This is a genomic window from Fructobacillus durionis (assembly GCF_900112405.1).
GTDB classification, from domain to species: domain Bacteria; phylum Bacillota; class Bacilli; order Lactobacillales; family Lactobacillaceae; genus Fructobacillus; species Fructobacillus durionis.
On the sequence record NZ_FOLI01000001.1, the window covers coordinates 534554 to 561365 of the forward strand.

Below are 26812 nucleotides of genomic sequence, written 5' to 3' on the forward strand. Positions count from 1 at the left end.
AAAAGCTTACTTAGGCTTTACTTCTTCCATGATGTAAGCTTCAACATGATCACCTGGCTTGATGTCGTTAAACTTGTTAACAGTGAATCCGAAGTCGTAACCGAACTTCACTTCGTTAACGGCATCCTTACCGCGCTGCAAAGAAGCCAATTCGCCGTCGAAGACAACCGTTCCATCACGAACGATGCGGACCTTAGAGTCCTTGGTAATCTTACCTTCTTCAACAGTGGCACCGGCAATGGTTCCGACCTTAGAGAACTTGAACAATTCCTTAACTTCGATTTCACCGATAACCTTTTCTTCGTAAACTGGTTCAAGCTTACCCTTCATGGCTGCTGTCACGTCATCAATGGCATCATAGATAACTGAGTAGAAGCGCATGTCAATCTTGTCAGCTTGTGCTTGGTTCTTGGCAAATGGCGTAGGACGCACGTTAAATCCAATAATCAAGGCACCTGATGCTTCAGCAAGTGAAACGTCTGATTCGTTAATGGCACCAACGGCGGCGTGAACAACGTCAACCTTAACACCATCAACTTCAATCTTCTTCAATGAACCAACCAAGGCTTCAACAGAACCCTGAACATCGGCCTTCACAACAACTGGCACAGACTTCATTGCCTTTTCAGCCATTGTGTTAAAGAGTGTATCCAATGTAACCACTGAAGATGAGTTACGTACTTCTTCACGAGCACGCTTTGCACGTTCTTCACCGGCTGCACGGGCTGACTTTTCATCGGCCATGACAACAAAACGGTCACCGGCAGATGGCACTTCGTTCAAACCAGTGATTTGAACAGGTGTTGCTGGCTTGGCTTCCTTGATGTCTTGTCCGTTTTCGTTTTGCATTGTACGGATACGACCATAAGTGTTTCCGACAACGACAGGGTCACCAACATGCAAGGTTCCTTGTTGAACCAAGACAGTTGAAACAGGACCACGTCCCTTATCCAAACGAGCTTCAATAACTGAACCACGGGCAGGAACCGTTGGGTCTGCCTTCAATTCCAAAACGTCAGCTTCAAGCAAAATCATTTCAAGCAATTGGTCAACGTTTTGTCCCATCTTGGCAGAGATCTTAACGAAGATTGTTGAACCACCGTATTCTTCAGGAACAAGGTCGTAGGCCATCAATTGGTTGATGACTTGGTCAGGGTTAGCCCCTTCCTTATCAATCTTGTTAACGGCAACGATAATTGGTGTTCCAGCAGCCTTGGCATGGTTAATCGCTTCGATTGTCTGTGGTTGAACACCATCATCAGCGGCAACAACCAAAACAGTGATGTCGGTGATGTTGGCACCACGGGCACGCATTTCAGTAAAGGCCGCGTGACCTGGTGTATCCAAGAAAGTAATCAAGCGACCATCCAAGCGAGCTTGGTAGGCACCGATGTGCTGCGTGATACCACCGGCTTCGCCAGCAGTAACGTTCGTCTTACGCAAGTAATCCAACAAAGTTGTCTTACCGTGGTCAACGTGTCCCATGATGGTGACAACTGGTGCGCGTGGCTCCAAGTTTTCTTCGTTAACCGCAGCGTCGTCGAAGAAACGGTCGATGTCGGCCAAATCTTCTTCTTCCTTCTGCTTAGCTTCGATACCGTAATCAGCAGCAAGAATTTCGATGGTATCTTCATCCAATGACTGGTTTTGGTTCGTCACAATTCCAAGCAAGAAAAGCTTCTTGATGATTTCAGCAGTGTCACGGTGCAAGAGCTTTGAAAGATCCTGCACGTTCATGCCAACCTTGTACTCCAATACTTCTGGCAATGGCTGTTCCTTACGAACAGTTGGTTGCTTCTTAGGGGCTTGCTTAGCAGCAATACGACGAGCCTTCTTTGAACCGTGTGGCTTGTCGTTACGGCGTGGTGTTTGTTGACCAGTACCGTTGGTATTACGCTTACGCGTGTTATTGCGCTGTGAGTTACCACCTGAGGCCAAAGAACCACCGAAGCGTCCCTTACCTTCGGATGTAGCGGCTGGCTTTGCCGTCGTTGAAACTGCAGGCTTAGCAGCAGGCTTCTTTGCGGCTGGTTTTGCCGCCTTCTTAGCAGCTGCTTCCTTAGCACGCTTGTTTTCAGCAACGTATTCCTTCAAAGAATCATCCTTCTTTTCAGAATAGTTAATCTGTCCTTCACGTGGCTTTGTTGACCATGACTTCTTTTCACGAATCATTGGACGGCCAGTGCTGTTGTTTGAACGGTTGTTTGGACGACGTGAACCAGATTGTCCTGGACGTCCGCCATTGTTACCACCGTTTTGAGGACGGCCTTGGCCACCCTGTTCCTTACGTGGTCCATTTGACTTTGGACGTGGACGAGCTGGTGATGCAGGCTTAGCCGCTCCATCCGCTAACTTAGCAGCGTGACGACGTTGTGAAGCTGGTAACTCCTTACGTTCTGGCACTGCCATCTTGCGGGTCTTTCGGTTTGAGCCGGAGAATTTCTTTTCTTCTGCCATTAATTCCGCTCCTTTTCTTCAAGTAATTGTTTAATTTTTTTAGCAAAGCCAGCGTCAGAAATGGCGAGAACCGACCGGTTTAACCCAATCGATTGGCTAATTTCATCCCTGGTCAAGTCATCGATAAAGGTAACTTGGTAGAACTGACTTTTGTCCGAAAATTTCTTATGTTGACTGGCCCCACCATCTTTTGGAAAGAAGACGACGCGGGCTGTCTGGTTTTGAATTGCTTTTAGAGTCGGCCCTGACCCTAAGACGAGCTTGTTGGCTCGTCGAGCAAGGCCCAAGACCTGAATCATTTCCTTAGTCTTGTTCATTTTCAAAAAGCTCTTTTCGGGCTTGCTGATGATCAACGTATTCGTAAAGTTCCTCGTAGAAACTGGGGTCAATCGCCTGCGAGAAAGCCTTTTCAAAGACGCGCTTTGCTTGCGCTTCCTTAGCCACTTCACGGTCTAAGGAAATGTAAGCGCCACGGCCATTCTTCTTACCAGTTGGATCTAAGAAAACTTCGCCTTCTTTATTCTTAACGACCCGGACAAGGTCTTTCTTTGCCACCATTTCGCCAGTGACAATGTCTTTTCGCATCGGAATTTTCCGTGTCTTCATGAGGCACCTCCAAGAAATTAGATTTCAGGATTTTCTTCGTTATCATCTGCGACCATAGCATCAACGCTATCGTCAACATCTGTATCAGTGGCTTCATCAGCTGCTTTATCAAAGGAATCATCTGAAGCTTCATCCATTGATACAGCCAAATCATTAGCTTCTGATTCAGGCTTAATGTCAATCTTAACGCCTGTCAAACGGGCAGCCAAACGGGCGTTTTGTCCCTTCTTACCGATTGCCAATGACAACTGGTCGTCTGGAACGATAACCGTTACGGCTTGGTCGTTTTCAGGGTCAAAGATAACATCCGTTACTTCAGCAGGGTTCAAAGCGTTGGCGATGTACTGTGCTTCGTCTTCCACCCATTCCACGATGTCCATGTGCTCGCCACCTAATTCGGTAACAACAGCTTGAACACGGGCACCACGCTGACCAACGAGGGCACCAACTGGGTCCAAGTCAGAATCGTGCGTGTAAACAGCAATCTTTGAACGGTCACCGGCTTCACGGGCAACGGAAACAATTTCCACAGTTCCATCGTATACTTCAGGCACTTCTTGTTCAAACAAACGCTTAACCAAGTCAGGTGCCGTACGTGATACAAAGATTTGTGGTCCCTTCAAGGAATCATCAACCTTTGATACCAAAACCTTGATGCGGTCACGCATACGGTAGGTCTCATTTGGCATTTGGTCACCAGCCGTCATGACGGCTTCTTGCTTACCTGGCAACATCACGTACAAGAAACGGTTGTCTTGACGTTCTACTTCACCGGTAATGATTTCGCCTTCATAATCCTTGTAACGGTTATAAACGGCCTGACGAGTTGCTTCACGCATCTTTTGAACGATAACCTGCTTAGCGGCTTGCGCTGCCATACGGCCAAAGTCCTTAGGTGTTACGTCGAAACGGATTTCGTCACCTGGTTCGTAAGCCTTGTTAATTGCCAAGGCGTCCGTCAAGGAAATTTCTGTATCAGGGTCCAAGAGGTCTTCATCAAGCACAACGGTCTTCACCTGCTTGATAGTCATCTTGCCCTTCTTGTCGTCAAATGTTGCTTCAACGTTTTGGTTGGCGTTGTATTGCTTCTTGTAAGCGGCCTTCAAGGCGTTTTCCAAGGCTTCAACAACGACGTCGCGGTCAATACCACGCTCCGCTTCCAAGGCGTCTAATGCTTGTACTAGTTCTTTACTCATGTGCATACTCCACTGTTAACTAATTAAAACTGGACAGAGACAACGGCTTTGGCAATTTCGTCGAAGGTAAAAGTCTTGTCTTCCCCATCAACTGTCAAAGTCAACTTCGAATCATCGAGCTGGCTAATTTCGCCAGTCCACTTCTTTTGGCCATCCTTTGCGGCAAAGAGCGCGATGGTGATTGGATCACCCGCCTCCTTAGCCCATGCAAAATGCCAAGGTTCATTCAATGCCCGGTCCATACCTGGAGAGGCAATATCTAGCATGTATTCACCAGGAACTGGGTCAACTTCGGCCGTATCAAGGGCTTCGTTCACCGCCTGTGTAAATTCGGTAATCTGCGCCATGGAAATGTTCTCATGATTAGGCAGATCAACTAAGAGCTCAACTGTTTTTTGTCCACCAATCTTCTTGATTGACAGGTCCCACAAAAGGAGTCCCTGTTTATCAATGATTGGCTGAACGATATCAACAAGGGCTTGGTTCTTTGCTTGCACCATTTATCGCTCCCTTCCTATTTCTTGCCATAAAAAATGAGCCGGTCAAATGTTCTCGACCCGCTCATTTACGACTGTAAATTAACTTACCTCTATAATAGTTGATTTACGGCCGAAAAGCAAGGAGGTAAAGAAAAAACCACAGCAGCAAGGCTGTGGTTTTAATTTAATTTACCAAGAAGCCTTGCGGACACCAGGAATCTGACCCTTGTGTGCTAATTGGCGGAAGTTCAAACGTGACATTCCGAATTCACGCATATATCCGTGAGGACGGCCATCGATACGGTCACGGTTGTGTACACGTACAGGTGATGAATCCTTTGGCAACTTTGCCAAACCGATGTAGTCACCAGCAGCCTTCAAAGCAGCACGCTTGTCAGCGTACTTGGCAACCAATGCTTCACGTTGCTTTGCCTTTGCAATCTTTGATTTCTTAGCCATTACTTGATCTCCTTAAACGTTACAACTTTACGAAGTTTTGGTGAGTACTTCTTCAACTCCAAACGGTCAGGCGTGTTACGACGGTTCTTTGACGTCAAGTAAATACGCTCTCCAGTTTCATCATTGCCTAATACGACATGAATACGCATAGTCCTAGCTCCTCAGTTTTTAGAATTTTTGATAAAAATTTATTTGCTTGTCAATACAAAATAGTATTATACATGCTTGTTTCTAGACTGTAAAGGGGTCTCTTTAACTTTTCTTAAAAAAGTTTTACCCAATCCACAACTTAGAATTGTGATTCCAATGGAGGAACCACTTGCTTCTTACGTGACACAACACCAGGTAGGTCGATAACGTTGTCAACAAGGTTCTTGTCGAAGGCGTTTTCAACAGCTGCTGCCACATCACCAAGGTAAATAGCCTTTGAATTTGAGTTCAAGATGTCAGTGATAACCAACAAGAAGTTTTCGTATCCAGAAGCCTTCATCGCCTTTTCCAAATCAGCTTGACGCTTCAAAACGTCGTCAATGTCAACCGTGTTAACTTGACCGATACGGAAGTCATGACCACCCATTGTAAAGGACTTTGCATCCCCTTCCAACAAGTCTTCGTCAGACTTCTTAGAAAGATCAGTTCCGGCCTTCAGCATTGCCAAACCGTAGGCTTCGATATCATCGATACCAGCCATCTTAGCCAATTCAGGCAAAGCTTCGCGGTCAACATCAGTAGTGGTTGGGCTCTTCAACAACAATGTATCTGAAATCAAACCAGATGCCAACATTCCAGCAATCTTAGCAGGAATTGTCAAACCAGCTTGCTTGTATTCGTAATACAAGATGGTTGAAACAGAACCCCAAGGCTTTGCAGTAATGTACAAAGGCGTTGCGTTCTGGAAGTTGAACTTGTGGTGGTCGTAGATGCCGTAGACCGTTACATCAGCTAAGTTATCAACTGACTGTGCGGCTTCGTTGTGGTCAACCAAAACAACTTGTTCAGTGGTTGCCTTATCAATAACTGGTAGGGCTTCCAACTTAAAGTAATCCAACGCAAATTGTGTTTCTGCATTTGGCTTACCTTGAGCAACAGCCTCGGTATCCAAACCTTGCTGCGCCAACAAGTCAGCAGCTCCCATTGCAGAAGCAACTGTATCCATATCAGGACTCTTGTGTCCAAAAACTTGAATCTTTGCCATGATTATTTCTCCTCAATTGCGGTTACCCGCTTCCAATTCATCCCTATTGTATCAAGAAGGACTAGACTTTTTCTAGTCTTCTTCTAAATTCAAAGCCTTAATTGACTTAGCCTGACCATCAGACGATGGATTCAACAGGGCCGAGCCATTTGCCGTGCGGTTTGATAGGCCGTGATCTTGTAACTGAATGTCAAAGGTCTTTAAGCGGTCCGTTTCAATACGCAAGGCACCTTGGTCTGCCGGAATGGCCGTTGCTGCAGCAACAGCGTAGTGCACCGTTTTACGTGGTGACAAAATCTGCATTCCCTTGTTTGCTCGGTGGGATTCTGAAATCTCATCCAAGCGGGAATACTTAAAGGTTCCCTGGTTGGTAACCAAGGCCAAGTAGGCCAACTTATCATCAAGTACAAGGGCCGTAATGATTCGGTCATCATCAGCAAGCTTCATTGCCTTAACACCGGCTGTACGGGCACCGACAACGGGCACCTCATCAGCGGCAAAGCGCAACGCCAATCCAGATTCAGAAACCGTCATGATTTCCTGCTTTTCAGAAACCGGCGCAACCGTCACCATTCGTGAATCGTCGGTCTTCAGCTTCATCACGGTTGCAGACTTCTTCTTGTATGACTTTGGAATCAAATCCTTCAAGACAGACTGCTTAATGTAGCCATCGTTTGAGGCCATTAACAAAGTCTTCTCGCTCTCAGGGTCCTTAATCACCATGGCCGACAAGATGGTCTCATCGGGGTTCCAGTTGCTCAAAGTCTGTGAGAAGTGCTCCCCTGGTTCCTTCCATTTGAAATCGGCAATCTCGTATACCGGACGGTAAATCAGATTACCCATGTTGGTGAAGGCCAGAAGGTGCTCCGTTGTATTCACTGTTTCGTTCAAAATAATCGGATCATCTTCAGCTAAGCCGTTATCATCCGCAGACGCCTTGAATGAACGCAGTGATGAACGCTTAACGTAACCGTTTTGTGAAAGCAACAAACGAACGTTTTCGTCTGGAACCGTCACGGCCGTATCGATGACCAAGGATTCAATCTTATCCTCAATGACCGTCATACGATCTGTGGCGTATTCCTTTGATACTTCACGCAATTCCTTACGAATCACATTGTGCAAAGCAGCCGTTTCGTTCAAAATCTTTTCAAGTTCGGCAATCTTCTTTGCCAAAGCGTCGTGCTCGTCTTGCAACTGGGTGACATCAGTATTGGTCAAGCGGTACAACTGCAAAGTCACAATGGCTTCCGCCTGTGGCTTGGTGAAGTCATACTGGTCAATCAAATTCTGAGTGGCATCCTTGCGATTCTTTGATGAACGAATCGTTTGAACAACTTCGTCCAGAATAGAAAGCATTCGGATGAGTCCCTCAACGATGTGCTGACGGGCCTGAGCCTTCTTCAAATCGTAGGCTGAACGCTTCAAGACCACTTCCTTACGGAAGTCCAAGAAGGCGTTCAAACCGTTTTGCAAAGTCACCAAAACAGGACGTTGGTCGTGAATGGCCACCATGTTGAAGTTGTATGAAACCTGCAAATCGGTCTTCTTAAAGAGGTAAGTCAGGATACCATCGGCTGATGCATCCTTAGTCAATTCAATGACAATGGACATCCCCTCACGGTCCGATTCATCACGAACTTCAGAGATACCTGCCACTTCCTTGTTCAAACGAATGCCGTCAATCTTAGCAACCAAGTTTGACTTAACCACTTCATAAGGAATCTCAGTGATTTCAATCTTTTGCTTACCACCCTTGAGTGGTGTGACTTCCGTCTTTGAACGGACAACGACACGGCCACGGCCCGTTTCATAGGCTTGCTTGATACCATCCAACCCCTGGATGATACCACCGGTTGGAAAGTCCGGTCCCTTCACGAATTCCATCAACTTATCCAGGCTTGCACCAGGATGGTCCAAGAGGTAAATCAAGGCGTCGTTAATTTCTTTTAGGTTATGTGGGGGAATATCCGTAGCATAACCGGCAGATATCCCCGTTGCCCCGTTCACAAAGAGGTTTGGAATACGGGAAGGTACAACCGTTGGTTCGTAGGTCGTATCATCGAAGTTCAAAACCATTTCCACCGTGTCCTGAGCAAGGTCACGAAGGATTTCACCGGTAATCTTCGACAAACGTGATTCGGTATAACGCATCGCAGCGGCCGGGTCGTTATCGACCGAACCGTTGTTTCCGTTCATATCAATCAATGGTTCACGGACTTTCCAACTCTGTGAAAGTCGGACCATCGCGTCGTAAATTGAAGAATCACCGTGGGGGTGAAAGTTACCCATGATGTTACCAACCGCCTTAGCGGACTTACGGTATGGGTGATCATAAGTGTTTGAATCCTGATCCATCGCATACAGAATACGACGCTGAACAGGCTTGAGTCCATCACGAATATCAGGAAGGGCTCGCTCTTGAATAATATACTTCGAATAGCGTCCGAAGCGTTCGCCCATGACGGCTTCTAATGAAAGCTCGGTAATGCGGTCTGCCATGTGAGCAATTCCCTATCCTTTCGTAATCAATTAAAACAAATCCAAGTTCTCGAAGTTTTCGGGAGCTTTTTTACTATCGTCCTTAGCCGTTTTATCAGAAGCAGGCTTACTTGGAGACTTTTCAGCCTTTGGCTTTTCCTCAGTCGCTACTTTCTTATCAGTAGACTTACTTTCTAAGACTTTAGATTCAGCTTCTTTCTTTTCCTTAGTCGCAATCTTCTCGGCTTCGGCACGTTCTGCCTTAGCGGCAGGACTGTTCGCAGCAACACGGGCGATTTCATCGATTTCGCTTTCACCGTGTGGGTCCTTACCAGCCATTACCTGGTCAAAGACCTGCTTTGAATCAGAACCACCGGCCACATTATCCAAAATGGAGCCTTCTTCTTCAAGGGTAAATTGCACGTTCTTTTCAATCCACTGACGACGAGGATCAACCTTATCCCCCATCAGAGTTGTCACGCGCTTTTCAGCTAACATGGCATCCCCAATTTTGACACGAATCAAAGTACGTGATTCTGGGTCCATTGTCGTTTCCCAAAGGAGCGTGGCATTCATTTCACCAAGACCCTTGAAACGAGTTAACTCGTACTTTGTTTTCGCTTCTGACGTCACCTTGGCCAACTCATCGTTTGTCCAGGCAAAGTCGTCCGCCTTCTTGCCGCGGTACTTCACACGGTATAGTGGTGGCAAAGCGATGTAAACCTTCCCCGCTTCGACCAATGGTCGCATGTAGTTATAGAAGAAGGTCAGCAAAAGTGTTTGAATGTGGGCCCCATCGTCATCGGCATCGGTCATGATAATGACTTTGTCAAAGGCGGCGTTCTTGATGTTGAAGTCTGGGCCAACCCCTGCGCCAATGGCGTAAATCAGAGTTGAAAGCTCTTCGTTCTTCAACAAATCCACTAACTTAGCCTTCTGCGTGTTCAAGACTTTTCCACGCAATGGCAAGATGGCCTGGAACTTACGATCACGTCCCTGCTTAGCAGAACCACCGGCTGAATCACCCTCGACCAAGAACAATTCGTTCTTGTCGGCGTTCTTCGACTGAGCGGGCGCTAGCTTACCAGAAAGCAAACGTTCTTTCTTCCCCTTGGACTTGCCAGTTCGCGACTCTTCACGAGCCTTACGAGCAGCCTCACGGGCTTCACGTGCACGGAGGGCCTTGCGGACAATCTTCTGTCCGAAGTCCCCGTTTTCAAGCAAGAAACGAGCCAAGGTATCGTTCACAACGGAATCAACAGCCCCACGGGCCTCGGTTGTTCCCAACTTATCCTTCGTCTGCCCTTCGAACTGCAAAATTTCTTCTGGCACACGCAAAGAGATAACCGCTGACAAACCTTCACGAACATCAGAACCTTCTAAGTTCTTATCCTTGTCCTTCAAGAGGTTCACACGGCGTGCGTATTCATTAAAAGCCTTCGTCCATGCTGAACGGAATCCCATTTCGTGGGTTCCACCGTCCTGGGTACGGACATTGTTAACAAAGGAAAGCAGCGTTTCGGAATAACCATCGTTATACTGAGCAGCGACATCAACCACGATTCCGTCAGACTTTCCTTCAAAAGTCATAACAGGACCAAGGCCTTCCTTCTCTTCGTTCAAGAATTCAACGAAGGAGTGCAAACCGTGATCATAGTGGTAAATTTCTTGGCGGGCAGGTGAGACACGCTTATCCGTAAGAGTAAACTTCACACCTGACATCAAGAAAGCCGCTTCACGCAAACGTTCCGCTAAGGTATCAAACTTAAAGACCGTTGTGGAAAAGATTGAAGCATCGGGCTTAAAAGTCACAGTTGTTCCCGTGTGGTCCTTGGTTGGTCCCAAATCCACAAGGGTTCCGATTGGCTTTCCACCCTTTTCAAAACTTTCTTCGAATCGGTGCCCTTCACGGACAATGGAAACCTTCAATGATTCTGACAAAGCGTTAACAACGGATGAACCAACACCGTGTAGTCCACCAGAAGTAGCATAACCACCCTGTCCGAACTTTCCACCGGCGTGTAACACCGTCAGGATAACTTCAGGCGTTGGCTTACCAGATGAGTGCATCCCCACTGGCATTCCACGTCCTTGGTCGGAAACGGTAATAGCATTATTTTCTTCAATGGTAACTTCGATATCATCACCATAGCCACCAAGTGCCTCATCGACGGCGTTGTCGACAATTTCATATACCAGGTGGTGGAGACCACGGCCATCAGTTGAACCAATGTACATTCCAGGTCGCTTACGAACGGCCTCGAGCCCCTCTAGGATTTTAATCGAATCTGCATCGTAATGTCTTTGCTCTGTCACAGTGATCATCCTTTTTTCTTCGTATTCCAAAAGTCGGGGGTCCCCCTACTTTTGGCAATCTACTTTATAATAGATTAAAATTTAAAAACTGACAACAAAAAATATTGCCACCACTCCGATTTTTTTAATCCCTTTTCGATTCATTCCCCCATTTTTAAGCGAAATAAAAGTCTTCTTTAGAACCAAACTTGCCACCATGTGGTAAAATATTACCTGCTGTTTCAAAAAGGAGTTTTTACCCATGGAAAAAATGATTATGGTTTTTGTACTTGCCTACTTAATCGGTTCATTAGTACCCGGTTACTGGATTGGCAAAATTTTCTACCATAAAGATATTCGTACCGAAGGCTCCGGGAACATCGGTACAACGAATGCCTTTCGAATTTTAGGACCCGTTCCTGGTTGTTTCGTTTTGGCCTTCGACATCTTGAAGGGGGCTTTTGCAGCGATGCTCCCCCACTTCTTCGGATTAGACATTAACGTCATGTTAGTTGGGCTATTCGCCATTCTTGGTCACACCTTCTCCATTTGGATTGGTTTCAAGGGTGGAAAAGCCGTGGCCACATCCGCTGGTGTCCTTTCCGTCTATAACGGTCCCCTCTTCTGGATGGTCTGTGCAGTCTTTGTGACCTGCCTGGTTCTCTTCTCAATGGTGTCCGTTGCATCAATGGTTGGCTTCTCATTTGCCACTGTGATGTCAATCTTCTACTACCACGATTTAATTCTTTCCATTGTGGCAGTTGTCCTAACCGGTTTCGTCTTCTACCGACATCGCCAAAACCTTGGACGAATCTTCAAAGGACAGGAATCGACCATTCCTTTCGGATTAGTCTACTGGCTTAAAAAATAACGAATATTAATAAAAGGGCGACATCTCCGGGTGCCGCCCTTTTTTTGTTTAAAAATCAATCTTATCTCTTAGTACCAATGGTCAATAACTTTTAATTAATTTCTTCTCGATTTTCCTTAAACAATAGCACAAAAAACGCCCCTGACTAATCAGGAGCGTTTTTCTTTATTTGATTTTACGAGCTGGTAACTTCAATCGTTGCCAAACATCTGGCTGCAAACGCCGTAAGAATAAGGTGGCGTGCAGTGTCAGCAAGACCGCATCAATTAGGTTCATCTTGAAGATATAAAGAATCAAAAATAGCAGACTAGTTGGTGGCAAAAGCAAAAGGACGAAAATAATCCATGCTCGTTCAATTGTCCACTTCCGTTTGATGTGTCGCCGTTCAGCCACTTCAGGCTGATAGGAAACAAAGTCAGTTAGTTGATTCTGAGTCTTCTTCACCTTTCGGTAGGAAGCCCACCAGAAGTAGAAAGGCAAAATGGTCGTTACAAACAACCCAGCCCACCAAAGTAAAGGGTTACTTAAAGTAATCATTGGAATTGGAAAGAAGAACTTTCCAATCCAAAGAATCGTACCAATGACGGCAGATATCAAGAAGGTAATAAATAACGCTAAATCATTGCCAGATTTTTTAGGCATTCGACGCAAGTAGTAGCTCTGTGCTTTTACGTCATAATAAACAGTCTGATCCTGGCCGTCCTTTTTCAGGGAAACCAGGCGGATTGGGGTGTTGGACACGGAGTCCTCCTCGCTTTCTCTTTTTGTTTCTTTTTAGTGAATCGTTCGCTTTACATCGTAAACCGAATGGTGTGCGGACAATGAATCGATAATGCCATTCAATTGTGCCAAGTTTGATACACCCAATGATGCCTGAACTTGGACCATGCCACTACGGGTCACGTGTCCATTAATTTCTTTAATGAAGCGTGTCTTTGAGTTCAAAGACTTCAACAAGGTATTCAAGATACCCGGTTCATTTTCGGCATGAATGGTCAAATCAGCCGTATAATCAGGGCGCTGGCCGTTAGGGTCAGCCCAAACAACGTCCACCAAACGTTCCCCAGCCTTTTGAGCGGAGTGAATATTTGGACAATCGAAGCGGTGAACCGCAACACCACGTCCCTGCGTGATGTAACCCGTCACTGTGTCACCAGGAACTGGTGTACAGCAGTGTGCCAAATAAACAAGAAGACTGTCAATACCAGCAATCACAACATCTGAGTCTGGGTTCTGTGACTTCCCCTTAACCTGAATGTTTTCCTTCTTGATGGCGCCACCCTCTTCAAGCAGACGCTTTTGTAACTCTTCGGCTTCCTTGGCTTCGAGTTCTTCACGGTAAGCCTTCGTTAACTCACGAACAACAGCCAAACGGGTAACATCCCCATATCCAACTGCTGCCAGCAAATCGTCCTTTGTCCCTGACTGGAAAGTATCTGCCACGGCCTGTAACTGCTCATCAGAAATAAAGTTATTAACATCGTATCCCTGATCAAAGAGTTCCTTTGAAACGGCATCCAAACCAGATTGAATATTGTCAGCACGGTCACGCTTCTTCAAAGAAGACTTAATCTTATGACGGGCCTTACGAGTCTTAACCAAGTCCAACCAATCACGGGATGGCTGGGCGTTTGGACTAGTTAAAATTTCAATGATATCACCGTTTTGAATACGGTAATCCAAGGGAACAATTCGGCCGTTGGCCTTAGCTCCCGTTGTATGTGCACCAACATTCGAGTGGATGGCAAAGGCCATATCCAATGGTCCCGCACCGGCTGCTAATTCGTAGACATCCCCTGCAGGTGAAAAGGCGTAAACACGGTCAACAAAAAGATCCGTTTGCACAGAGTCCATGAAGTCCTGGGCATCTTCAGCCGATTCCTGGAATTCCAAGATTCCCTGAATCATGTTCAAGACTTGTTCGGACTGGTCAGAAACGTTCGCCTGTTGGTCAGAACCCTTGTTCTTCTTATATGCCCAGTGCGCCGCCACACCAAATTCGGCAACTTGGTGCATCCGGTAAGTACGAATCTGTACTTCTAGGGGACGGCCACCCGGTCCAATCACCGTCGTATGCAATGACTGGTAACCGTTTGGCTTAGGAAGGGCGATATAATCCTTAAAACGACCTGGCAATGGCTTCCAGTGTGCGTGAATAGCACCCAAAACAGCATAGGTATCTGGAATGCTTTCCGTCAAAACACGGATGGCAGACAAGTCATAAATTTCATCAAAGGACTTATGCTTATCAACCAACTTACGGTAAATCGAATAGATGTGCTTAGGACGACCGTAAACCGAAACATCTTCGATGTGTAGTTCATCGATACTTGCTTCAATCTTATCAACGGCCTCTTGAATGACCTCAAGACGTTCGTCACGCTTCATATCCATCATTGAAGCAATCTTATGGTAAGCATCGGGCTCCAAATAAAGGAGTGACAAGTCTTCCAGCTCCCACTTAATAGCAGAAATTCCAAGACGGTCAGTTAATGGCGCATAGATTGACAGTGTTTCTTGTGCAATTCGGCGCTGCTTGTCAGGACGCAAGGCATCCAAAGTTCGCATGTTATGCAGACGATCGGCCAACTTAACAATAATCACACGAATGTCTTTTGCCATCGCTAAAAGAAGCTTACGGTGGTTTTCCGCCAACTGGACTTTGGAGTCCTGGTACTTAATCTTCGATATCTTGGTAACACCGTCAACGATACGAGCAACAATTGGGCCAAACTTATCACTAACGTCTTCGAGCGTAACTGGCGTATCCTCGACAATATCGTGTAAAAAGCCAGCCACAATCGTTGGACCATCCATCTTCAACTCGGCTAAGATACCAGCCACTTGGATTGGATGCGCAATGTAGGGAATCCCAGATTGACGTTTCTGTTCTTTGTGTAGTTCATTCGCCCAGTTGTAGGCCTCATGAACGGCTTTGATTTGATCTTCTGGTAAATAGTCCCCGACCATTTCCAAGACCTCATTTGCCTTGTACTCTTTATGCTTCGTCATGGGACCCCCTTTCAAAACGGCGATAGCCATTTAACTTGTATTTAATCACAATTATAATAGAAGAAAAGAGTGTACACAAGTTAGAATTTGTCCCTTATTATGTTCTGAAATGAGCATAATAAAGGACAAAATTTATACCCTTTATCTAATATAAAAGTCCAAAACATCTTCTCCCCTTGAACTTAGCTGAAAATTGCAAATAAAAGGAGTAATATTATTTAAATAGCATTCAATATAAAGGAGGGACAAATGGCCAACGAAAACAAAGCAATTAATTGGAAACGAAACGTATGGATTGTTTGGATAGCCGTCTTCATGACCGGTATTGCCTTCTCCGAAATTCTTCCTTTTCTTTCCCTTTACATCAAAACACTGGGTGACTTTTCAAGGCAGGAACTAAACTTTTACTCAGGGGCAGCCTTTGCCGTAACCTTCATGGTTTCCGCCATCGTTTCCCCTCTCTGGGGTAAGCTGGCCGATAAAAAGGGCCGCAAGCTGATGATGCTCCGTGCCGCCTTAGGCTTGGGTGTTCTCATGGCCTTCAACGGTTTCGCCCAAAACATCTGGCAGCTACTCCTCTTCCGTGCCATTCAAGGAGGACTGGGTGGTTTCGTGTCCAACGCCAACGCCCTAATCGCTACGCAAGCACCCCGTGATCAAGTTGGACGAACTCTAGGAATTGTAACGACCGGCTTTACTGGCGGTAACCTAATTGGTCCCCTTGTCGGTGGAGCCTTAGCATCTTTCATGTCCTACCGGATGATTTTCTTAATCACCGCCGTCATTTTTGGAATCGTCTTCATCTTCATTCTGCTCTTTGTTGAAGAAGAAGCACCGCAGGCAGCTCAACAAACAACGGATGATAGTGAGCCTGCTCCATCACACAAATTCCGTGACCTACCAAATAAGAACTTACTACTTGGCCTCTTTGTTACGACAGCACTAGTTCAGACGGTCAACATGTCCATCAACCCAATCGTGGCCCTCTTCGTTCACGAAGTACTCCACGGCCAGTCAAACATTACCTTCATTACTGGAGTGGTGGCTGCTATGCCCGGATGTGCGACTTTCATCTTTGCCCCATGGTTCGGCCGACTTGGTGACCGAATCGGAACCAAGTACATGATTCAGGCCGGCTTTATCTTAGCCGTCCTAGCCTTCTTCCCAACGGCCTTTGTATCAACTGTCTTCTGGTTAATCTTCTGCCGTTTTGCAGTTGGAATCGCCGATGCTACCCTGATGCCCGGCGTTCAAACCCTTCTGTCACGCAACACACCAAAAGAAATGGTTTCACTGGTCTTTTCATACAACCAGTCCTTCATGTACATCGGAGCGGTTGCCGGGCCAATGGCCGGTACTGTCATTGCCTCCATCTTTGATTACCGGGCCATCTTCATCTTCTCAGCGATTGTCATGGTCATTAACGGGACCCTCTTCTACTTCAACGTAGCCCGCAAGGAAACGATTAAGTAAGCCGTCCTAATTGCTGGTATGCCCTCCGCATAACCAACAATAAAAGCACCAAAAAAGTCCTCCGAGAATTCTCGGAGGACTTTTTAAGTTGAACTATTTTAGTATTGCATGAAGTAGTTATCAAGTTCCCACTTTGAAACATACTGACGGTATGAAGAGTATTCGATGCGCTTTGCTTCAATAAACTTGTCGGTGATGTGTGAACCGATTGCGTCGATGATTGTTGGATCTTGTTCCAATTCTTCCAAAGCATCCAAGAGCGTGTCAGGCAAGTTCTTGATACCAGCCTTCTTACGTTCGTTTTCGTCCATCAAGTAGATGTTACGGTCAACGGATGCCATTGGTTCGAGATGGTTATCGATACCATCCATACCGGCTACCAAGATGGCTGCCAAGCAAGTGTATGGGTTGGTTGTTGGATCAACCGTACGCAATTCCAAACGAGTTGCCATACCGCGTGAAGCTGGTACTCGAACCATTGGTGAACGGTTTGATGCAGACCAAGCAATGTAAACAGGTGCTTCGAATCCAGGAATCAAACGCTTGTATGAGTTAACCGTTGGGTTCGCAATGGCAGTGATGGCTGGGGCGTGCTTCAAAAGTCCACCCAAGAAGTTCATGGCTGTTGTTGAAAGACCCATGTAGTCATCGTCCTTACCGTCAAAGGCGTTGCCGTCCTTAGTAAAGAGTGACATGTTCACGTGCATTCCAGAACCGTTGATACCAGCAACTGGCTTTGGCATGAAGGTTGCATAGTAGCCATTTTCACGAGCGATTGTCTTAACAACCAACTTGAAAGTCTGAATCTTATCGGCTGCATCAATGGCATCCGCGTACTTGTAGTCAACTTCGTGCTGACCTTCCGCAACTTCGTGGTGGGCAGCTTCAACTTCAAAGCCCATTTTTTCCAAAGTCAAAACGATCTTACGACGAACGTCTTCACCCATGTCCATTGGGGCCAAATCGAAGTATGAACCATGGTCGTTCAATTCCATCGTTGGCTTGCCGTTTTCATCCATCTTGAAGAGGAAGAATTCTGGTTCAGTACCAACGTTGAATGCAGTAAAGCCTTCGTCTTCGGCCTTCTTAACGGCGTTCTTCAAGGCGATACGTGGGTCACCAGCAAATGGTGTACGATCCTTGTTGTAGACATCCGCAATCAAACGGGCGACTTTACCACCGTGTTCATCGGTTGCCCAAGGGAAAATCAAGAAAGTTGAAAGGTCAGGATACAAATACATATCTGACTCGTTGATTCGAACGAACCCTTCAATTGATGAACCATCGAACATTAGGTCGTTGTTCAAGACCTTGTCCAATTGTGAAACTGGCACTTCGACGTTCTTAATCATTCCCAAAACATCGGTAAAAGTCACGCGAATAAATTCAACGTTCTCGTCTTTAACGCGTTGCTTGATTTCTTCTTTGGTTAGTTGCTTTGACATCTTTTCCCCCAATTTGTTTAACTTCTTCATGCACGTTTCTGGCTAAGGTTGATTAAAACGGGCAATTTGCGCAAATTCGTCTTGCAAAGAACGACGTAGTGAAGAATCGGCATCTTCCTCGCGAATCTTCTTCAGACGGTTTGCCTTATCAAAGAGCTCTTTAATATCCTTGGTCGAATCACCTGCATCCAAATGATCCTTAATCCGTAAGAGTTGGTCAATATCGTTCAAAGAGAAACGGCGCTGACCACCATTTCCTCTTTTGGGTTTCACGAGCCCGTGTTCCTCATAGTATCGAATCTGACGATCCGAAAGTAAGGTAAGCTCACGTACCACAGACATTGGCAAGACAGCCTTATTTCGTTGTAATTCTGAACTTTTCACGATTCAACCATCCCCCTTGCTAAAAATAATAGCCGAAAGTCATATTTTTGTATAATAATTGGTTAGGTTTCTTGACCTTGACCCCCGAATTGGTATGGTCATTGGTCTAGTTTCATTCTAAACTTTATTTTTAAAAAAATCAGTTAAATGGCTTAAAATCAACGATTTATAGCAAAAAAGAGCCTAGAATTTGGCTCTTTTTTATTTTTAACTATTTTGCTTCATACCAGGTTGGTCCAGCGTGTGACTCAACCTTCAAAGGAATGGCAAGCTTAACAGCGGAATCCATCACCTTTGTGACAGTCTCGCGGAGTTCTTCCAACTCTTCCTTTGGACATTCAAAGACCAATTCATCGTGCACCTGCACAAGCATGTTGGCTTGCATGCCCTTCTCTTCGATGGCCCGACTGACTTTGATCATGGCAATCTTGATGATGTCAGCGGCAGAACCCTGAATTGGTGAGTTCATCGCCGTTCGTTCTGCAAAGGAACGGGTATTGAAGTTCTTGGCGTTAATATCAGGTAGATAGCGGCGACGGTGTTCAATCGTTTCAACATAGCCGTCCTTATGTGCCTGCTCCTTGATTTGTCCCATCCACTGGTGAATACGTGGGAACTCCTTGAAGTATGTCTCAATGAAGTTCTTGGCATCCTTACGAGGAATGTTCAAGTTCTTTGACAAACCGTAATCTGAAATACCATAGACGATTCCAAAGTTAACCGCCTTAGCTGTACGACGTTGCTCAGCATCGACTGGTGCATCATCTGGCAGGCCAAAGACCTTGCGGGCTGTTTCAGCGTGAATATCCTCGTCTTCTACGAAAGCATGTTCCATAGCGGGGTCACCAGTAATGGAAGCCAACACTCGTAATTCAATCTGTGAGTAATCAGCACCAAAGATTTCCCAACCTTCGTGTGCTGGCACAAAGGCGTGGCGAATCTTTCGACCGGCTTCAGTACGCATTGGAATATTCTGCAAGTTTGGATCAACAGATGACAAACGACCCGTCTGGGTCAACGTCTGCAAGAAACGCGTGTGGACTTTATGGTCCGCTGGGTCAACAACGGCCAACAAGCCATCCACATAGGTGGACTTCAACTTAGCCAACTGACGGTAGGCCAGAATATGCTCAACGATTGGCGCTTGTGGGGCCAACTTCTCCAACACTTCGACAGCCGTTGAGTAGCCTGTTTTGGTTTTCTTAATAACAGGCAAGCCCATCTTATCAAAAAGAAGCGTTCCCAATTGCTTGGTTGAATTGATATTGAACTCTTCACCAGCCATCTGATAAATCTCAGTCTTCAAGTTGGCAATTTGCTCGTCCATCTCCTGGCCCATCTTAGCCAAACGGTCTTCTTTCACAGTGAAGCCCTGTGCTTCCATCTTTGCTAGCACAAAGGAAAGTGGCAATTCAATGTCGTTGTAAAGATGTCCCTGCTCATGTTCATCAAGGTCCGCAAAGGCCTGATCACGGAGATCAAAAATCGTTTGCGCCTTATGACCAATATGGTCGATTAAGACTTTATCGTCTTCAGGAATAGCAAACTTGGCACCCTTACCGTAGATTTCTTCGTCATTGGCTAGGTAACGGCCAAAACGACCGGCAAGTGTGGACAGAACGTTATCATTGCCAACCGTATCCAAGAGGTAGGCCACCAATAAGAAGTCAAAGTCAGCCCCTGCCAAGTTCAGGCCAAGGCGGTGACAAAGTACCCAGTGCTCTTTGGCATTAAAGAGCTGAAGGGCAATATCCTCTGATTCAATAATTTGACGCAAATCTTCATTATCGAAGAGTGTAAAGTCGCGGGAACCATAGTAGCCAACCTTATCATTCCCCAAGGCAAAGGCAAACATGTCGGCTGTATGGTAGTTAGGACCTGTCGTGTCGATGTGGAATGCCAAGGACTTTTCCTTAACCAATTGCTTCAATACGTCAGCGGTCAACTCCTTTACTTCTGTGAAGTTTCCCTGTTTGGTCTCCGCCTCTTCGGCTGCTTCACCATTGTCATCAAAGAGTGAATTGGCGCGTAGCTTATTCAAAGCCTGCTTGAAGTGCAACTTCTCAAAGAGCGAAACTAATCCCTTTTCCTTAGGACCATGGTATTCAATGTCCGTGAGTCCAATTGGAAGCTTAGCATCGGTAATAATCGTAGCCAACTTTTGTGCACGGAAGGCAATGTCCTTATCTTCAATCAAATGTTCCTTCATCTTAGAAGGCTTCATCTCATCGACGTGGGCGTACAAATTTTCCAAATCATGGTACTGCTTCAAGAGCTTGAGGGCAGTCTTTTCACCAATCTTGGTTACACCAGGATAGTTATCAGAAGTATCACCCGTTAAGGCCTTCTTATCAATAATCTGGGCTGGTGTAATCCCATACTGTTCCATGATGAAGTCTGGTGTATAAACTTCAACTTGAGTGACACCCTTCTTAGTTAATTTAACCGTAATGTCGTCCGTAACCAACTGAGTCAAATCGGCATCACCAGTAATGATAATCACTTGATCACCAGCGGCCTGTCCAACTCGTGACAAAGTCCCGATGATATCGTCGGCCTCTAAACCAACCTGCTCGTAGTTGTGTAATCCGTGAGCCTCCACCATTTCATGCAAGTATGGGAACTGTTCCTTGAACTCGGCCGGCGTCTTGTCACGGCCAGACTTGTACTCTGGGTATAAGTCACCACGGAATGTTTCTTTTCCGGAACGAGCGTCCCAGGCCACCAAGGCCATATCCGGCTGCATTGGTAGGACAATTGACTCTATAAAGTTATTGAAGGCAACTAAGGCGTTCGTGTGCAAACCTTCAGGTGTTACCATTCGGTCAAGCTGCTGGTACATGGCATAAAAGGCACGGAATGCCAGTGAGTTACCATCAATTAAAAGAATCTTTTTACTCATAAATACCCCTTGTTTATCTTCTTCGATTTTAGCATAAAAAAAGCTCGCCTAAGCGAGCTTCTTTTATTAATGATTAGTCACGCTGATCTCCGAAGAGTTGCAAGAGTGAGTAGAAAATGTTGATGAAGTCCATGTAGAGCATCAAAGCACCAACGACAGCAATTCCTGTCAATTGTGAGTCATCTGCTCCCTGGCCTGCCATTTGTACGTAGTTTTGACGAAGCATGTTGTTATCGTAAGCCGTGTACAAAGCAAAGATAATAACTGATGCAAAGGAAACCAAAAGTTGCAAACCTGATGATGCCATGAAAATGTTAATCAATGAAGCAACAATCAAGCCAATCAACAAACCGAACAAGATAGGTCCCATTCCAGCAAGTGACTTCTTAGTGAAGAAACCGTAAGCGGCCATTCCACCGAAGAGCGCTGCAGTTGAACCAAAGGCTGCCAAAACAGAAGCTGACGTGTAGAAAGCTAAGAGAATTCCAAGCGTCAATCCTTGTGCGACGGCAAAAGTCATTAGCAAACCAAAGGCCTTCGCTGGGTTGTTCTTAATTGAAGCCCCACGAATCATACCAACCAATACCAATTCAATGGCAACAACGGCAATTGTTCCAATCCATGAACCAGTGAAAAGCGTTATGACTTGTGGCAAAAAGAACTTCTGTACGATGAATCCAGAAATTGCAGTTACCAACAAGGCGATAGCCATGAAGCCATACACCTTTTGGAAAAAGAGCTTCATTCCTTCATCAGCACCTGTCACATCGCGACGTGTGTTGAAATCAAAGTTATTCATGATATACCTCCTCGTATATTTTATAAATCTCTTTGTAATATTCTAAATAATTTACACTAAGTGAAAATTAAAATTGATTAAGACCGATCTGACTGAATCTGTCCGAGCAACTTTTCAAAGGCAAACTCGTACTTTTCGATATCCCCTGCTCCCATGAAGACCAAGACACTGTTTTCATGGTTCAAAAGTGGTGACAAATTATCTTCAGTGATAATTGTAGCGCCACCAGGAATTTCCTTCGCGATATCTTCAGCAGTCACCGTTCCAGTTGCTTCACGGGCTGAACCAAAGATTGGTGTCAGGTAGACTGTGTCAGCCTTCGACAAGACCTTAGCAAATTCGTCCTTGTAAGCAATCACACGGGTAAAGGTGTGAGGCTGGAAGACAGCGACGATTTCCTTGTCAGGATGTTCCTGACGGGCGGCATCCAAAGTTGCCTGGATTTCAGTTGGGTGGTGAGCGTAATCATCAATGATGGTCACACCGTCCACAACCTTTTCAGAGAAACGACGCTTAACACCTGGATAGGTCTTCAAGTGTTCACGAATACCATCCAAATCCAACCCTTCAAGGTAGGCAACCGCGATAACCGCTGTCGCATTGAAAATGTTGTGCTGACCGAAGATTGGGATGAAGAACTTGCCTAAGTCCTTACCACGGAATGAAACATGGAAGTTTGAACCGTTTGTTTCCTTATCAATCTGATCAATTAAGAAATCATCACGTCCCGCCACGTCACCGTAATAGTAAAGTGGTACATCGACTGACAACTTTTGCAAAGATGGGTCATCACCCCAGGCAACGATTCCCTTCTTCACACCTTTGGCGAAGTCCTCAAATGCTGAGAAAACGTCATCCAAATCCTTGTAATAATCAGGATGGTCAAAGTCGATGTTCGTCAAAATGGCGTAATCAGGATGGTATGGCTTGAAGTGTCGACGGTATTCATCCGCTTCCAAAACAAAGAACTGTGAGTCCTTCACGCCATGACCAGTTCCATCACCAATCAAGTAAGAAGTGCGGGCCACGTTCTTCATCACGTGGGCCAACATACCAGTTGTTGATGTCTTACCGTGCGCACCAGCAACCGCAATGGTTGTCGCCTGTGCAATTTGTTCAGCAACCGCATCGGGATAAGAAATCATCTTAACCCCTGCATCAAGTGCTGCTCGTACTTCAACTTGGTCATCTTCGAAGGCATTTCCTCGTACAAAGATGTAGTCCTTGTACTTCTCAATGTTCTTAGCATCAAAGGATAGAATCTTAATTCCAGCCTTTTCCAAAGGTGCCTGAGTATAAGTGAACTTATCAATATCAGAACCAACAACCTCGTTACCTTGGTCATGCAGGATTTGAGCTAGTGGACCCATTCCCGTTCCCTTGATTCCAATGAAGTAATATTTCTTAGGCATAGTACTCTCTTTTTAGTAATTCGTATCGATACGTCCGTCGTTGTATAGGTCCTTTGCCTTTTCAAATGAGAAGGCTTCACCAACAGGACCGAAGTCATCAGGAAGCACCAAAGCACCTGGCTTATCAGGTGCACCTTCCAACTTCAATTCACGACCAGAAGCAATCATCCCTGCTGATGGTACACCACGAAGTGCACCAGGCCAGATGATTTCACCTGAAGGCATCATTGAACCAGGTTGTGCAACCACAACCTTAATTCCAGTTTCCATGTTAGGAGAACCAGAAACGATTTGGAGTCGTTCGTCTGCTCCAACGTCAACCTTCGTCACGTGCAAGTGATCAGAATCTGGGTGTTCCGTCATTTCTTCAACAAGACCGACAACCATCTTAGATGGTTCTGCCTCAACTTGAATGTCAAAGCCAGCATCGGCAATCGCCTTTGTGACAATCGCTGCTTGTTCATCAGTCAAAAAGATTTGACCAGCTTCATCAGTCAATCCCAATTTGTCGGCTAAACCAGCAATGTTTACAGCTAACAAATCACCTGATTCAGGGTCTGTCACCACCGTCACATTGTCCTTTGTTTCAACATTTTGACGCCCATTAGATGGAGCAAAAGTCAGCATCAGGATGTCACCTTCTGCTGCTTGATTATAAACTGCAATCATGGTTATTGTCCTTTTTAATAAGTTTACTTATTTGATAATGATTTTAGATAAGCCAAGAGCAACTCAGCTGAACGTTGTCCTGCTTGAACAACGTATTCATCGAAGTCAACGTCTGACTCACCATCCGCCTGGTCTGAAACGCCACGCAAAACGATGAATGGCTTACCAAAACGAGTGGCTACTTGGGCAACTGCTGCCCCTTCCATTTCGGCCAAATAGGCATCCGGGAAGTTAGCCTTAATACTCTCTTTTTTCGCCTGTTGAACGAAAGTATCACCAGTTACGATGAGTCCCTGCTTAGCATCTGTTAAATCAGAAAAAGCAGCAACTAAATCAGGGTCGGCTTCAAATCGTGCGGGCTGGGCTGGCAATTGGCCGTAGTCATAACCAAAGGCTGTTACGTCGGCATCAAAGTATGCTAACTCTGTACCAATAACTAAATCGCCAATGGCCAATTCAGTTTGTAAGGCACCCGCTGATCCAGTGTTAATCACAACATCAACATCGAATACCTGGGTCAAGATTGTCGTTGCGGTTGCCGCAGCGACTTTTCCGATTCCTGACTCGGCTAAGAAAATCTCTTGCCCTTGATAATTTCCAACCAAAATCTCGAGGTCTGAAAAGGAAACGAGCTGTGCGTCATTTAACGCAGCAGTCAAAGCCTTCTTTTCCTCAGCCATTGGGGTAATAATTCCAACTTTCATGGACTCCTCCTATGGTAACGCGAAGAACAATGCGTACATCACAACCGTGACAAAGGCGACTAAAATCATCAGACGGTTGTAGCGCCATGAGAGTCGGTCGGTCTTTCCACGTTGTGTGAGCTGCCCGTCAGAACCTAACTCAAACTTACCTTTATGCGTTAAGCGCATTTCGGCACGGTTAGCAGGCTCCACAACCGTCACTTCGTCTTCATGTTCCCTAGCGTATTCACGCTCGACTCGACGGCGTTGACGTGCTCGGCTACGTTGTTCACGATTTTCTTTATTGCGATTGAAAAAATTAGCGGCCATTCTTAAGCCTCCGGATTGTCCAGTGGAAGTAAGCTGCCAAAGTCTTCAAATCGTTCAACTGACCGGCTTCGTACATCTTTGTCATCTCGTCATAAGAAACCGTGATGATATCCAAGAATTCCCCTTCATCACGTGGCAATTGATCTGAACCATCCAAGTGTTCCAAATCAGTTGCAACATAGAGGGCAATCTTGGAATCAGTGAAGCCAACGGCTTCAAAACCGTCGGCGAACTCTTCTAAGTGTCCAGGATGAACGCGAATCTCTTCGTTTAGTTCACGGATTGCCGCTTCATGACAGGCTGTCTTCACATCGCCATGGTCACGGGCATCGACTTTACCGGCTGGAATCTCCAAAACGAAGTCCTTCACTGGTTCACGCCACTGCTTAACGAAAACTGCGTGGTCTTCATCAACCAATGGCAAAATACCAACAGCTGGTCCACGAGTCACAACGTCACGCTGTGCAATCGTACCATCAAAAAGCTTAACGCGACGAGAATCAATCTTAAAGATTGGTCCCTCATACATGACCTCGTTAGAATAGAACTCTTCCTTCTTAACCACGGCTTAGTCCTCCTCTTTGATTTCGGAAACTTGAGCAGCCTGGAAAGCATCCTTTCCCTGTACAAGCACGTACTGTACTCGTTCACCTGGGTGCAGGGACTTAAAACCTTCGCCTGCAATTCCATTGAAGTGAACGTAGATGTCATCACCCTTTTCGTCGGGTGTAATGTAACCGTATCCACGGTCTTGTTGCCAAATTTTTACTGTACCTTTTTTCATACCTTCATTATATCAAAAAAATATTGCACTAAGTGGAAAAGTCGCTCAGGAACCTTCTGAACACTATTTTATTAGATATTAGGCAGAACACTGTTCTAAATAAGAACAACCTCTCACCTTGATACTGTCTAAAATCTCCCCTTAATCTAATGTATAGAAAAAGCACCCCCTATCAATTAATAGGAGGTGCTAAAAGAATGATTCAAGTAATTAGACTATCTATTTACTTTTGTTCTTCATCATCCTCTTCCTTTTTCTTTGCAAACCAAACAAATCCACGCCATCCAGCTAGCGATGCGACAACAGCACCCAAGAAGCTGTTAAAGATGACAGAATCATGTTCTGGCTCCTTTACTGACTTCGTTGCTTGCTTTGCCTTTGTTGGTTTTTTAGACTTCTTTCCATCCGTTGTCTTTGGCAATTCCACTTGAGTTGCTTCATTTGCCGCAGGTACTTCTGTTTGGGTCTGTGTCTGAGCTGCTGGGGTCTCTGACTGAGTCGTTGTTGCTCGTGCAGGTTCAGATGTAACCGTTGGCGTTGCCACAACTTCAGAGTTAGTTGAAACTGCAAGCGTTGGAACAGCTGCTGGTTCACGAGTTTCACCACCAGTAGTTGGTAGAACAATGATGTTACTCAAATTGATAATGGCGTTCTTACCATTATCAACCGCGTTATCAATAGCTAATTTATCCTGAGCATTATCAATGTCATTCTTAGCACCATCCGCTGCCTTATCGATAACATTTTGTTGCTCTTGCTTGACATCCGGCGTCAGCTTATCGTTGTTTGCCAACTTGTCTTGGGCGTCTGCGACAGCCTTATCAATTGCTGCCTTCGCGGCATCGCGCTGAATATCCAAAATACCTTGATCACGTGCACC

General features: G+C 45.6%; 24 protein-coding genes and 1 pseudogene. 2 read left to right on the forward strand and 23 right to left on the reverse strand.

Features of this window, described 5'->3' with window-relative positions:
- Positions 1–6: 6 nt before the first annotated feature.
- From infB to parE, 10 genes and pseudogenes are all read right to left on the reverse strand, one after another.
- Positions 7–2457 (reverse strand): translation initiation factor IF-2, encoded by a 2451-nt coding sequence (gene infB, locus BMZ93_RS02465; RefSeq protein WP_091501854.1) that lies wholly within the window; start codon positions 2455–2457, stop codon positions 7–9.
- Positions 2457–2774, reverse strand: a complete 318-nt coding sequence (locus BMZ93_RS02470; RefSeq protein WP_091501856.1) for a L7Ae/L30e/S12e/Gadd45 family ribosomal protein — start codon at positions 2772–2774, stop codon at positions 2457–2459. The genes infB and BMZ93_RS02470 overlap by 1 nt, the downstream gene beginning before the upstream one ends.
- On the reverse strand, positions 2761–3063 hold the full coding sequence (gene rnpM, locus BMZ93_RS02475) for an RNase P modulator RnpM (protein ID WP_091501858.1): 303 nt from the start codon (positions 3061–3063) through the stop codon (positions 2761–2763). Before rnpM ends, BMZ93_RS02470 begins: the two co-directional genes overlap by 14 nt.
- A 17-nt stretch (positions 3064–3080) precedes the next feature.
- Positions 3081–4259, reverse strand: coding sequence for a transcription termination factor NusA (gene nusA / locus BMZ93_RS02480; protein WP_091501860.1), 1179 nt, complete (start codon positions 4257–4259; stop codon positions 3081–3083).
- A 23-nt stretch (positions 4260–4282) separates the two neighbouring features.
- A complete protein-coding gene (locus BMZ93_RS02485; RefSeq protein WP_091501862.1) occupies positions 4283–4759 on the reverse strand; it encodes a ribosome maturation factor RimP in 477 nt (158 codons plus the stop codon).
- 168 nt (positions 4760–4927) lie between these two features.
- The gene (gene rpsN, locus BMZ93_RS02490; RefSeq protein ID WP_091501864.1) at positions 4928–5197 is read right to left on the reverse strand and encodes a 30S ribosomal protein S14; all 270 of its coding nucleotides are present in this window, start codon (positions 5195–5197) and stop codon (positions 4928–4930) included.
- Entirely contained in the window at positions 5197–5346 is a 150-nt protein-coding gene (rpmG, locus tag BMZ93_RS02495; protein WP_002815032.1) for a 50S ribosomal protein L33, read from the reverse strand. Before rpmG ends, rpsN begins: the two co-directional genes overlap by 1 nt.
- A gap of 140 nt (positions 5347–5486) precedes the next feature.
- The gene (locus BMZ93_RS02500; RefSeq protein WP_091501867.1) at positions 5487–6392 is read right to left on the reverse strand and encodes a manganese-dependent inorganic pyrophosphatase; all 906 of its coding nucleotides are present in this window, start codon (positions 6390–6392) and stop codon (positions 5487–5489) included.
- Between the two features lie 72 nt (positions 6393–6464).
- Entirely contained in the window at positions 6465–8894 is a 2430-nt protein-coding gene (gene parC / locus BMZ93_RS02505; protein ID WP_091501869.1) for a DNA topoisomerase IV subunit A, read from the reverse strand.
- A gap of 321 nt (positions 8895–9215) precedes the next feature.
- Positions 9216–11189 (reverse strand): annotated as a pseudogene (gene parE / locus BMZ93_RS02510) (DNA topoisomerase IV subunit B); the annotation flags it as partial.
- Between the two features lie 241 nt (positions 11190–11430).
- Here parE and plsY point away from each other — a divergent pair.
- Positions 11431–12039, forward strand: coding sequence for a glycerol-3-phosphate 1-O-acyltransferase PlsY (gene plsY / locus BMZ93_RS02515; protein WP_091501872.1), 609 nt, complete (start codon positions 11431–11433; stop codon positions 12037–12039).
- Between the two features lie 165 nt (positions 12040–12204).
- Here the strand turns inward: plsY and BMZ93_RS02520 are convergent, their stop codons facing one another.
- Both BMZ93_RS02520 and BMZ93_RS02525 read right to left on the reverse strand, forming a co-directional pair.
- Entirely contained in the window at positions 12205–12780 is a 576-nt protein-coding gene (locus BMZ93_RS02520; RefSeq protein WP_091501874.1) for a hypothetical protein, read from the reverse strand.
- A gap of 33 nt (positions 12781–12813) precedes the next feature.
- Positions 12814–15051: a RelA/SpoT family protein gene (locus BMZ93_RS02525; RefSeq protein WP_091501876.1), complete on the reverse strand. Its 2238-nt coding sequence runs from the start codon at positions 15049–15051 to the stop codon at positions 12814–12816.
- A 249-nt stretch (positions 15052–15300) separates the two neighbouring features.
- Between BMZ93_RS02525 and BMZ93_RS02530 the strand changes: the two genes are divergently transcribed.
- Positions 15301–16524, forward strand: a complete 1224-nt coding sequence (locus BMZ93_RS02530) for an MFS transporter (RefSeq protein ID WP_091501878.1) — start codon at positions 15301–15303, stop codon at positions 16522–16524.
- 98 nt (positions 16525–16622) lie between these two features.
- On the opposite strand, the gene glnA is transcribed toward BMZ93_RS02530, so the two are convergent.
- The 11 genes from glnA to BMZ93_RS02585 form a co-directional block, all read right to left on the reverse strand.
- Complete coding sequence (gene glnA / locus BMZ93_RS02535; RefSeq protein ID WP_091501942.1) at positions 16623–17969, reverse strand: type I glutamate--ammonia ligase; 1347 nt, start codon at positions 17967–17969, stop codon at positions 16623–16625.
- 42 nt (positions 17970–18011) lie between these two features.
- Entirely contained in the window at positions 18012–18353 is a 342-nt protein-coding gene (locus BMZ93_RS02540) for a MerR family transcriptional regulator (RefSeq protein ID WP_091501880.1), read from the reverse strand.
- Between the two features lie 211 nt (positions 18354–18564).
- Complete coding sequence (gene polA, locus BMZ93_RS02545) at positions 18565–21255, reverse strand: DNA polymerase I (RefSeq protein ID WP_091501882.1); 2691 nt, start codon at positions 21253–21255, stop codon at positions 18565–18567.
- 73 nt (positions 21256–21328) lie between these two features.
- Positions 21329–22054 (reverse strand): Bax inhibitor-1/YccA family protein, encoded by a 726-nt coding sequence (locus BMZ93_RS02550; protein WP_091501884.1) that lies wholly within the window; start codon positions 22052–22054, stop codon positions 21329–21331.
- 77 nt (positions 22055–22131) lie between these two features.
- Positions 22132–23466 (reverse strand): UDP-N-acetylmuramate--L-alanine ligase, encoded by a 1335-nt coding sequence (murC, locus tag BMZ93_RS02555; protein WP_091501886.1) that lies wholly within the window; start codon positions 23464–23466, stop codon positions 22132–22134.
- Between the two features lie 12 nt (positions 23467–23478).
- Complete coding sequence (gene ytpR, locus BMZ93_RS02560; protein WP_091501888.1) at positions 23479–24135, reverse strand: YtpR family tRNA-binding protein; 657 nt, start codon at positions 24133–24135, stop codon at positions 23479–23481.
- Positions 24136–24158: 23 nt separating this feature from the next.
- Complete coding sequence (locus BMZ93_RS02565) at positions 24159–24839, reverse strand: 5'-methylthioadenosine/adenosylhomocysteine nucleosidase (RefSeq protein WP_091501891.1); 681 nt, start codon at positions 24837–24839, stop codon at positions 24159–24161.
- Between the two features lie 9 nt (positions 24840–24848).
- Positions 24849–25148 (reverse strand): hypothetical protein, encoded by a 300-nt coding sequence (locus BMZ93_RS02570; RefSeq protein ID WP_091501893.1) that lies wholly within the window; start codon positions 25146–25148, stop codon positions 24849–24851.
- Positions 25138–25713: an NUDIX hydrolase gene (locus BMZ93_RS02575; RefSeq protein ID WP_091501895.1), complete on the reverse strand. Its 576-nt coding sequence runs from the start codon at positions 25711–25713 to the stop codon at positions 25138–25140. Before BMZ93_RS02575 ends, BMZ93_RS02570 begins: the two co-directional genes overlap by 11 nt.
- A 3-nt stretch (positions 25714–25716) precedes the next feature.
- A complete protein-coding gene (locus BMZ93_RS02580; protein ID WP_091501897.1) occupies positions 25717–25932 on the reverse strand; it encodes a cold-shock protein in 216 nt (71 codons plus the stop codon).
- 223 nt (positions 25933–26155) lie between these two features.
- On the reverse strand, positions 26156–26812 hold a 657-nt coding region (locus BMZ93_RS02585), incomplete at its 5' end, for a DUF1542 domain-containing protein (protein ID WP_143404269.1).

Excerpts from the sequence above, each read along its gene's own strand:
- BMZ93_RS02530 (WP_091501878.1), top strand. The coding sequence starts at position 15,301 with ATGGCCAACGAAAACAAAGCAATTAATTGGAAACGAAACGTATGGATT.
- BMZ93_RS02470 (WP_091501856.1), bottom strand. The coding sequence starts at position 2,774 with ATGAACAAGACTAAGGAAATGATTCAGGTCTTGGGCCTTGCTCGACGA.
- glnA (WP_091501942.1), bottom strand. The coding sequence starts at position 17,969 with ATGTCAAAGCAACTAACCAAAGAAGAAATCAAGCAACGCGTTAAAGAC.
- parC (WP_091501869.1), bottom strand. The coding sequence starts at position 8,894 with ATGGCAGACCGCATTACCGAGCTTTCATTAGAAGCCGTCATGGGCGAA.
- murC (WP_091501886.1), bottom strand. The coding sequence starts at position 23,466 with ATGCCTAAGAAATATTACTTCATTGGAATCAAGGGAACGGGAATGGGT.
- rpsN (WP_091501864.1), bottom strand. The coding sequence starts at position 5,197 with ATGGCTAAGAAATCAAAGATTGCAAAGGCAAAGCAACGTGAAGCATTG.
- BMZ93_RS02565 (WP_091501891.1), bottom strand. The coding sequence starts at position 24,839 with ATGAAAGTTGGAATTATTACCCCAATGGCTGAGGAAAAGAAGGCTTTG.
- BMZ93_RS02550 (WP_091501884.1), bottom strand. The coding sequence starts at position 22,054 with ATGAATAACTTTGATTTCAACACACGTCGCGATGTGACAGGTGCTGAT.
- ytpR (WP_091501888.1), bottom strand. The coding sequence starts at position 24,135 with ATGATTGCAGTTTATAATCAAGCAGCAGAAGGTGACATCCTGATGCTG.
- rpmG (WP_002815032.1), bottom strand. The coding sequence starts at position 5,346 with ATGCGTATTCATGTCGTATTAGGCAATGATGAAACTGGAGAGCGTATT.
- BMZ93_RS02525 (WP_091501876.1), bottom strand. The coding sequence starts at position 15,051 with ATGACGAAGCATAAAGAGTACAAGGCAAATGAGGTCTTGGAAATGGTC.
- BMZ93_RS02500 (WP_091501867.1), bottom strand. The coding sequence starts at position 6,392 with ATGGCAAAGATTCAAGTTTTTGGACACAAGAGTCCTGATATGGATACA.
- infB (WP_091501854.1), bottom strand. The coding sequence starts at position 2,457 with ATGGCAGAAGAAAAGAAATTCTCCGGCTCAAACCGAAAGACCCGCAAG.
- polA (WP_091501882.1), bottom strand. The coding sequence starts at position 21,255 with ATGAGTAAAAAGATTCTTTTAATTGATGGTAACTCACTGGCATTCCGT.
- BMZ93_RS02580 (WP_091501897.1), bottom strand. The coding sequence starts at position 25,932 with ATGAAAAAAGGTACAGTAAAAATTTGGCAACAAGACCGTGGATACGGT.
- nusA (WP_091501860.1), bottom strand. The coding sequence starts at position 4,259 with ATGAGTAAAGAACTAGTACAAGCATTAGACGCCTTGGAAGCGGAGCGT.
- rnpM (WP_091501858.1), bottom strand. The coding sequence starts at position 3,063 with ATGAAGACACGGAAAATTCCGATGCGAAAAGACATTGTCACTGGCGAA.
- BMZ93_RS02485 (WP_091501862.1), bottom strand. The coding sequence starts at position 4,759 with ATGGTGCAAGCAAAGAACCAAGCCCTTGTTGATATCGTTCAGCCAATC.
- plsY (WP_091501872.1), top strand. The coding sequence starts at position 11,431 with ATGGAAAAAATGATTATGGTTTTTGTACTTGCCTACTTAATCGGTTCA.
- BMZ93_RS02570 (WP_091501893.1), bottom strand. The coding sequence starts at position 25,148 with ATGGCCGCTAATTTTTTCAATCGCAATAAAGAAAATCGTGAACAACGT.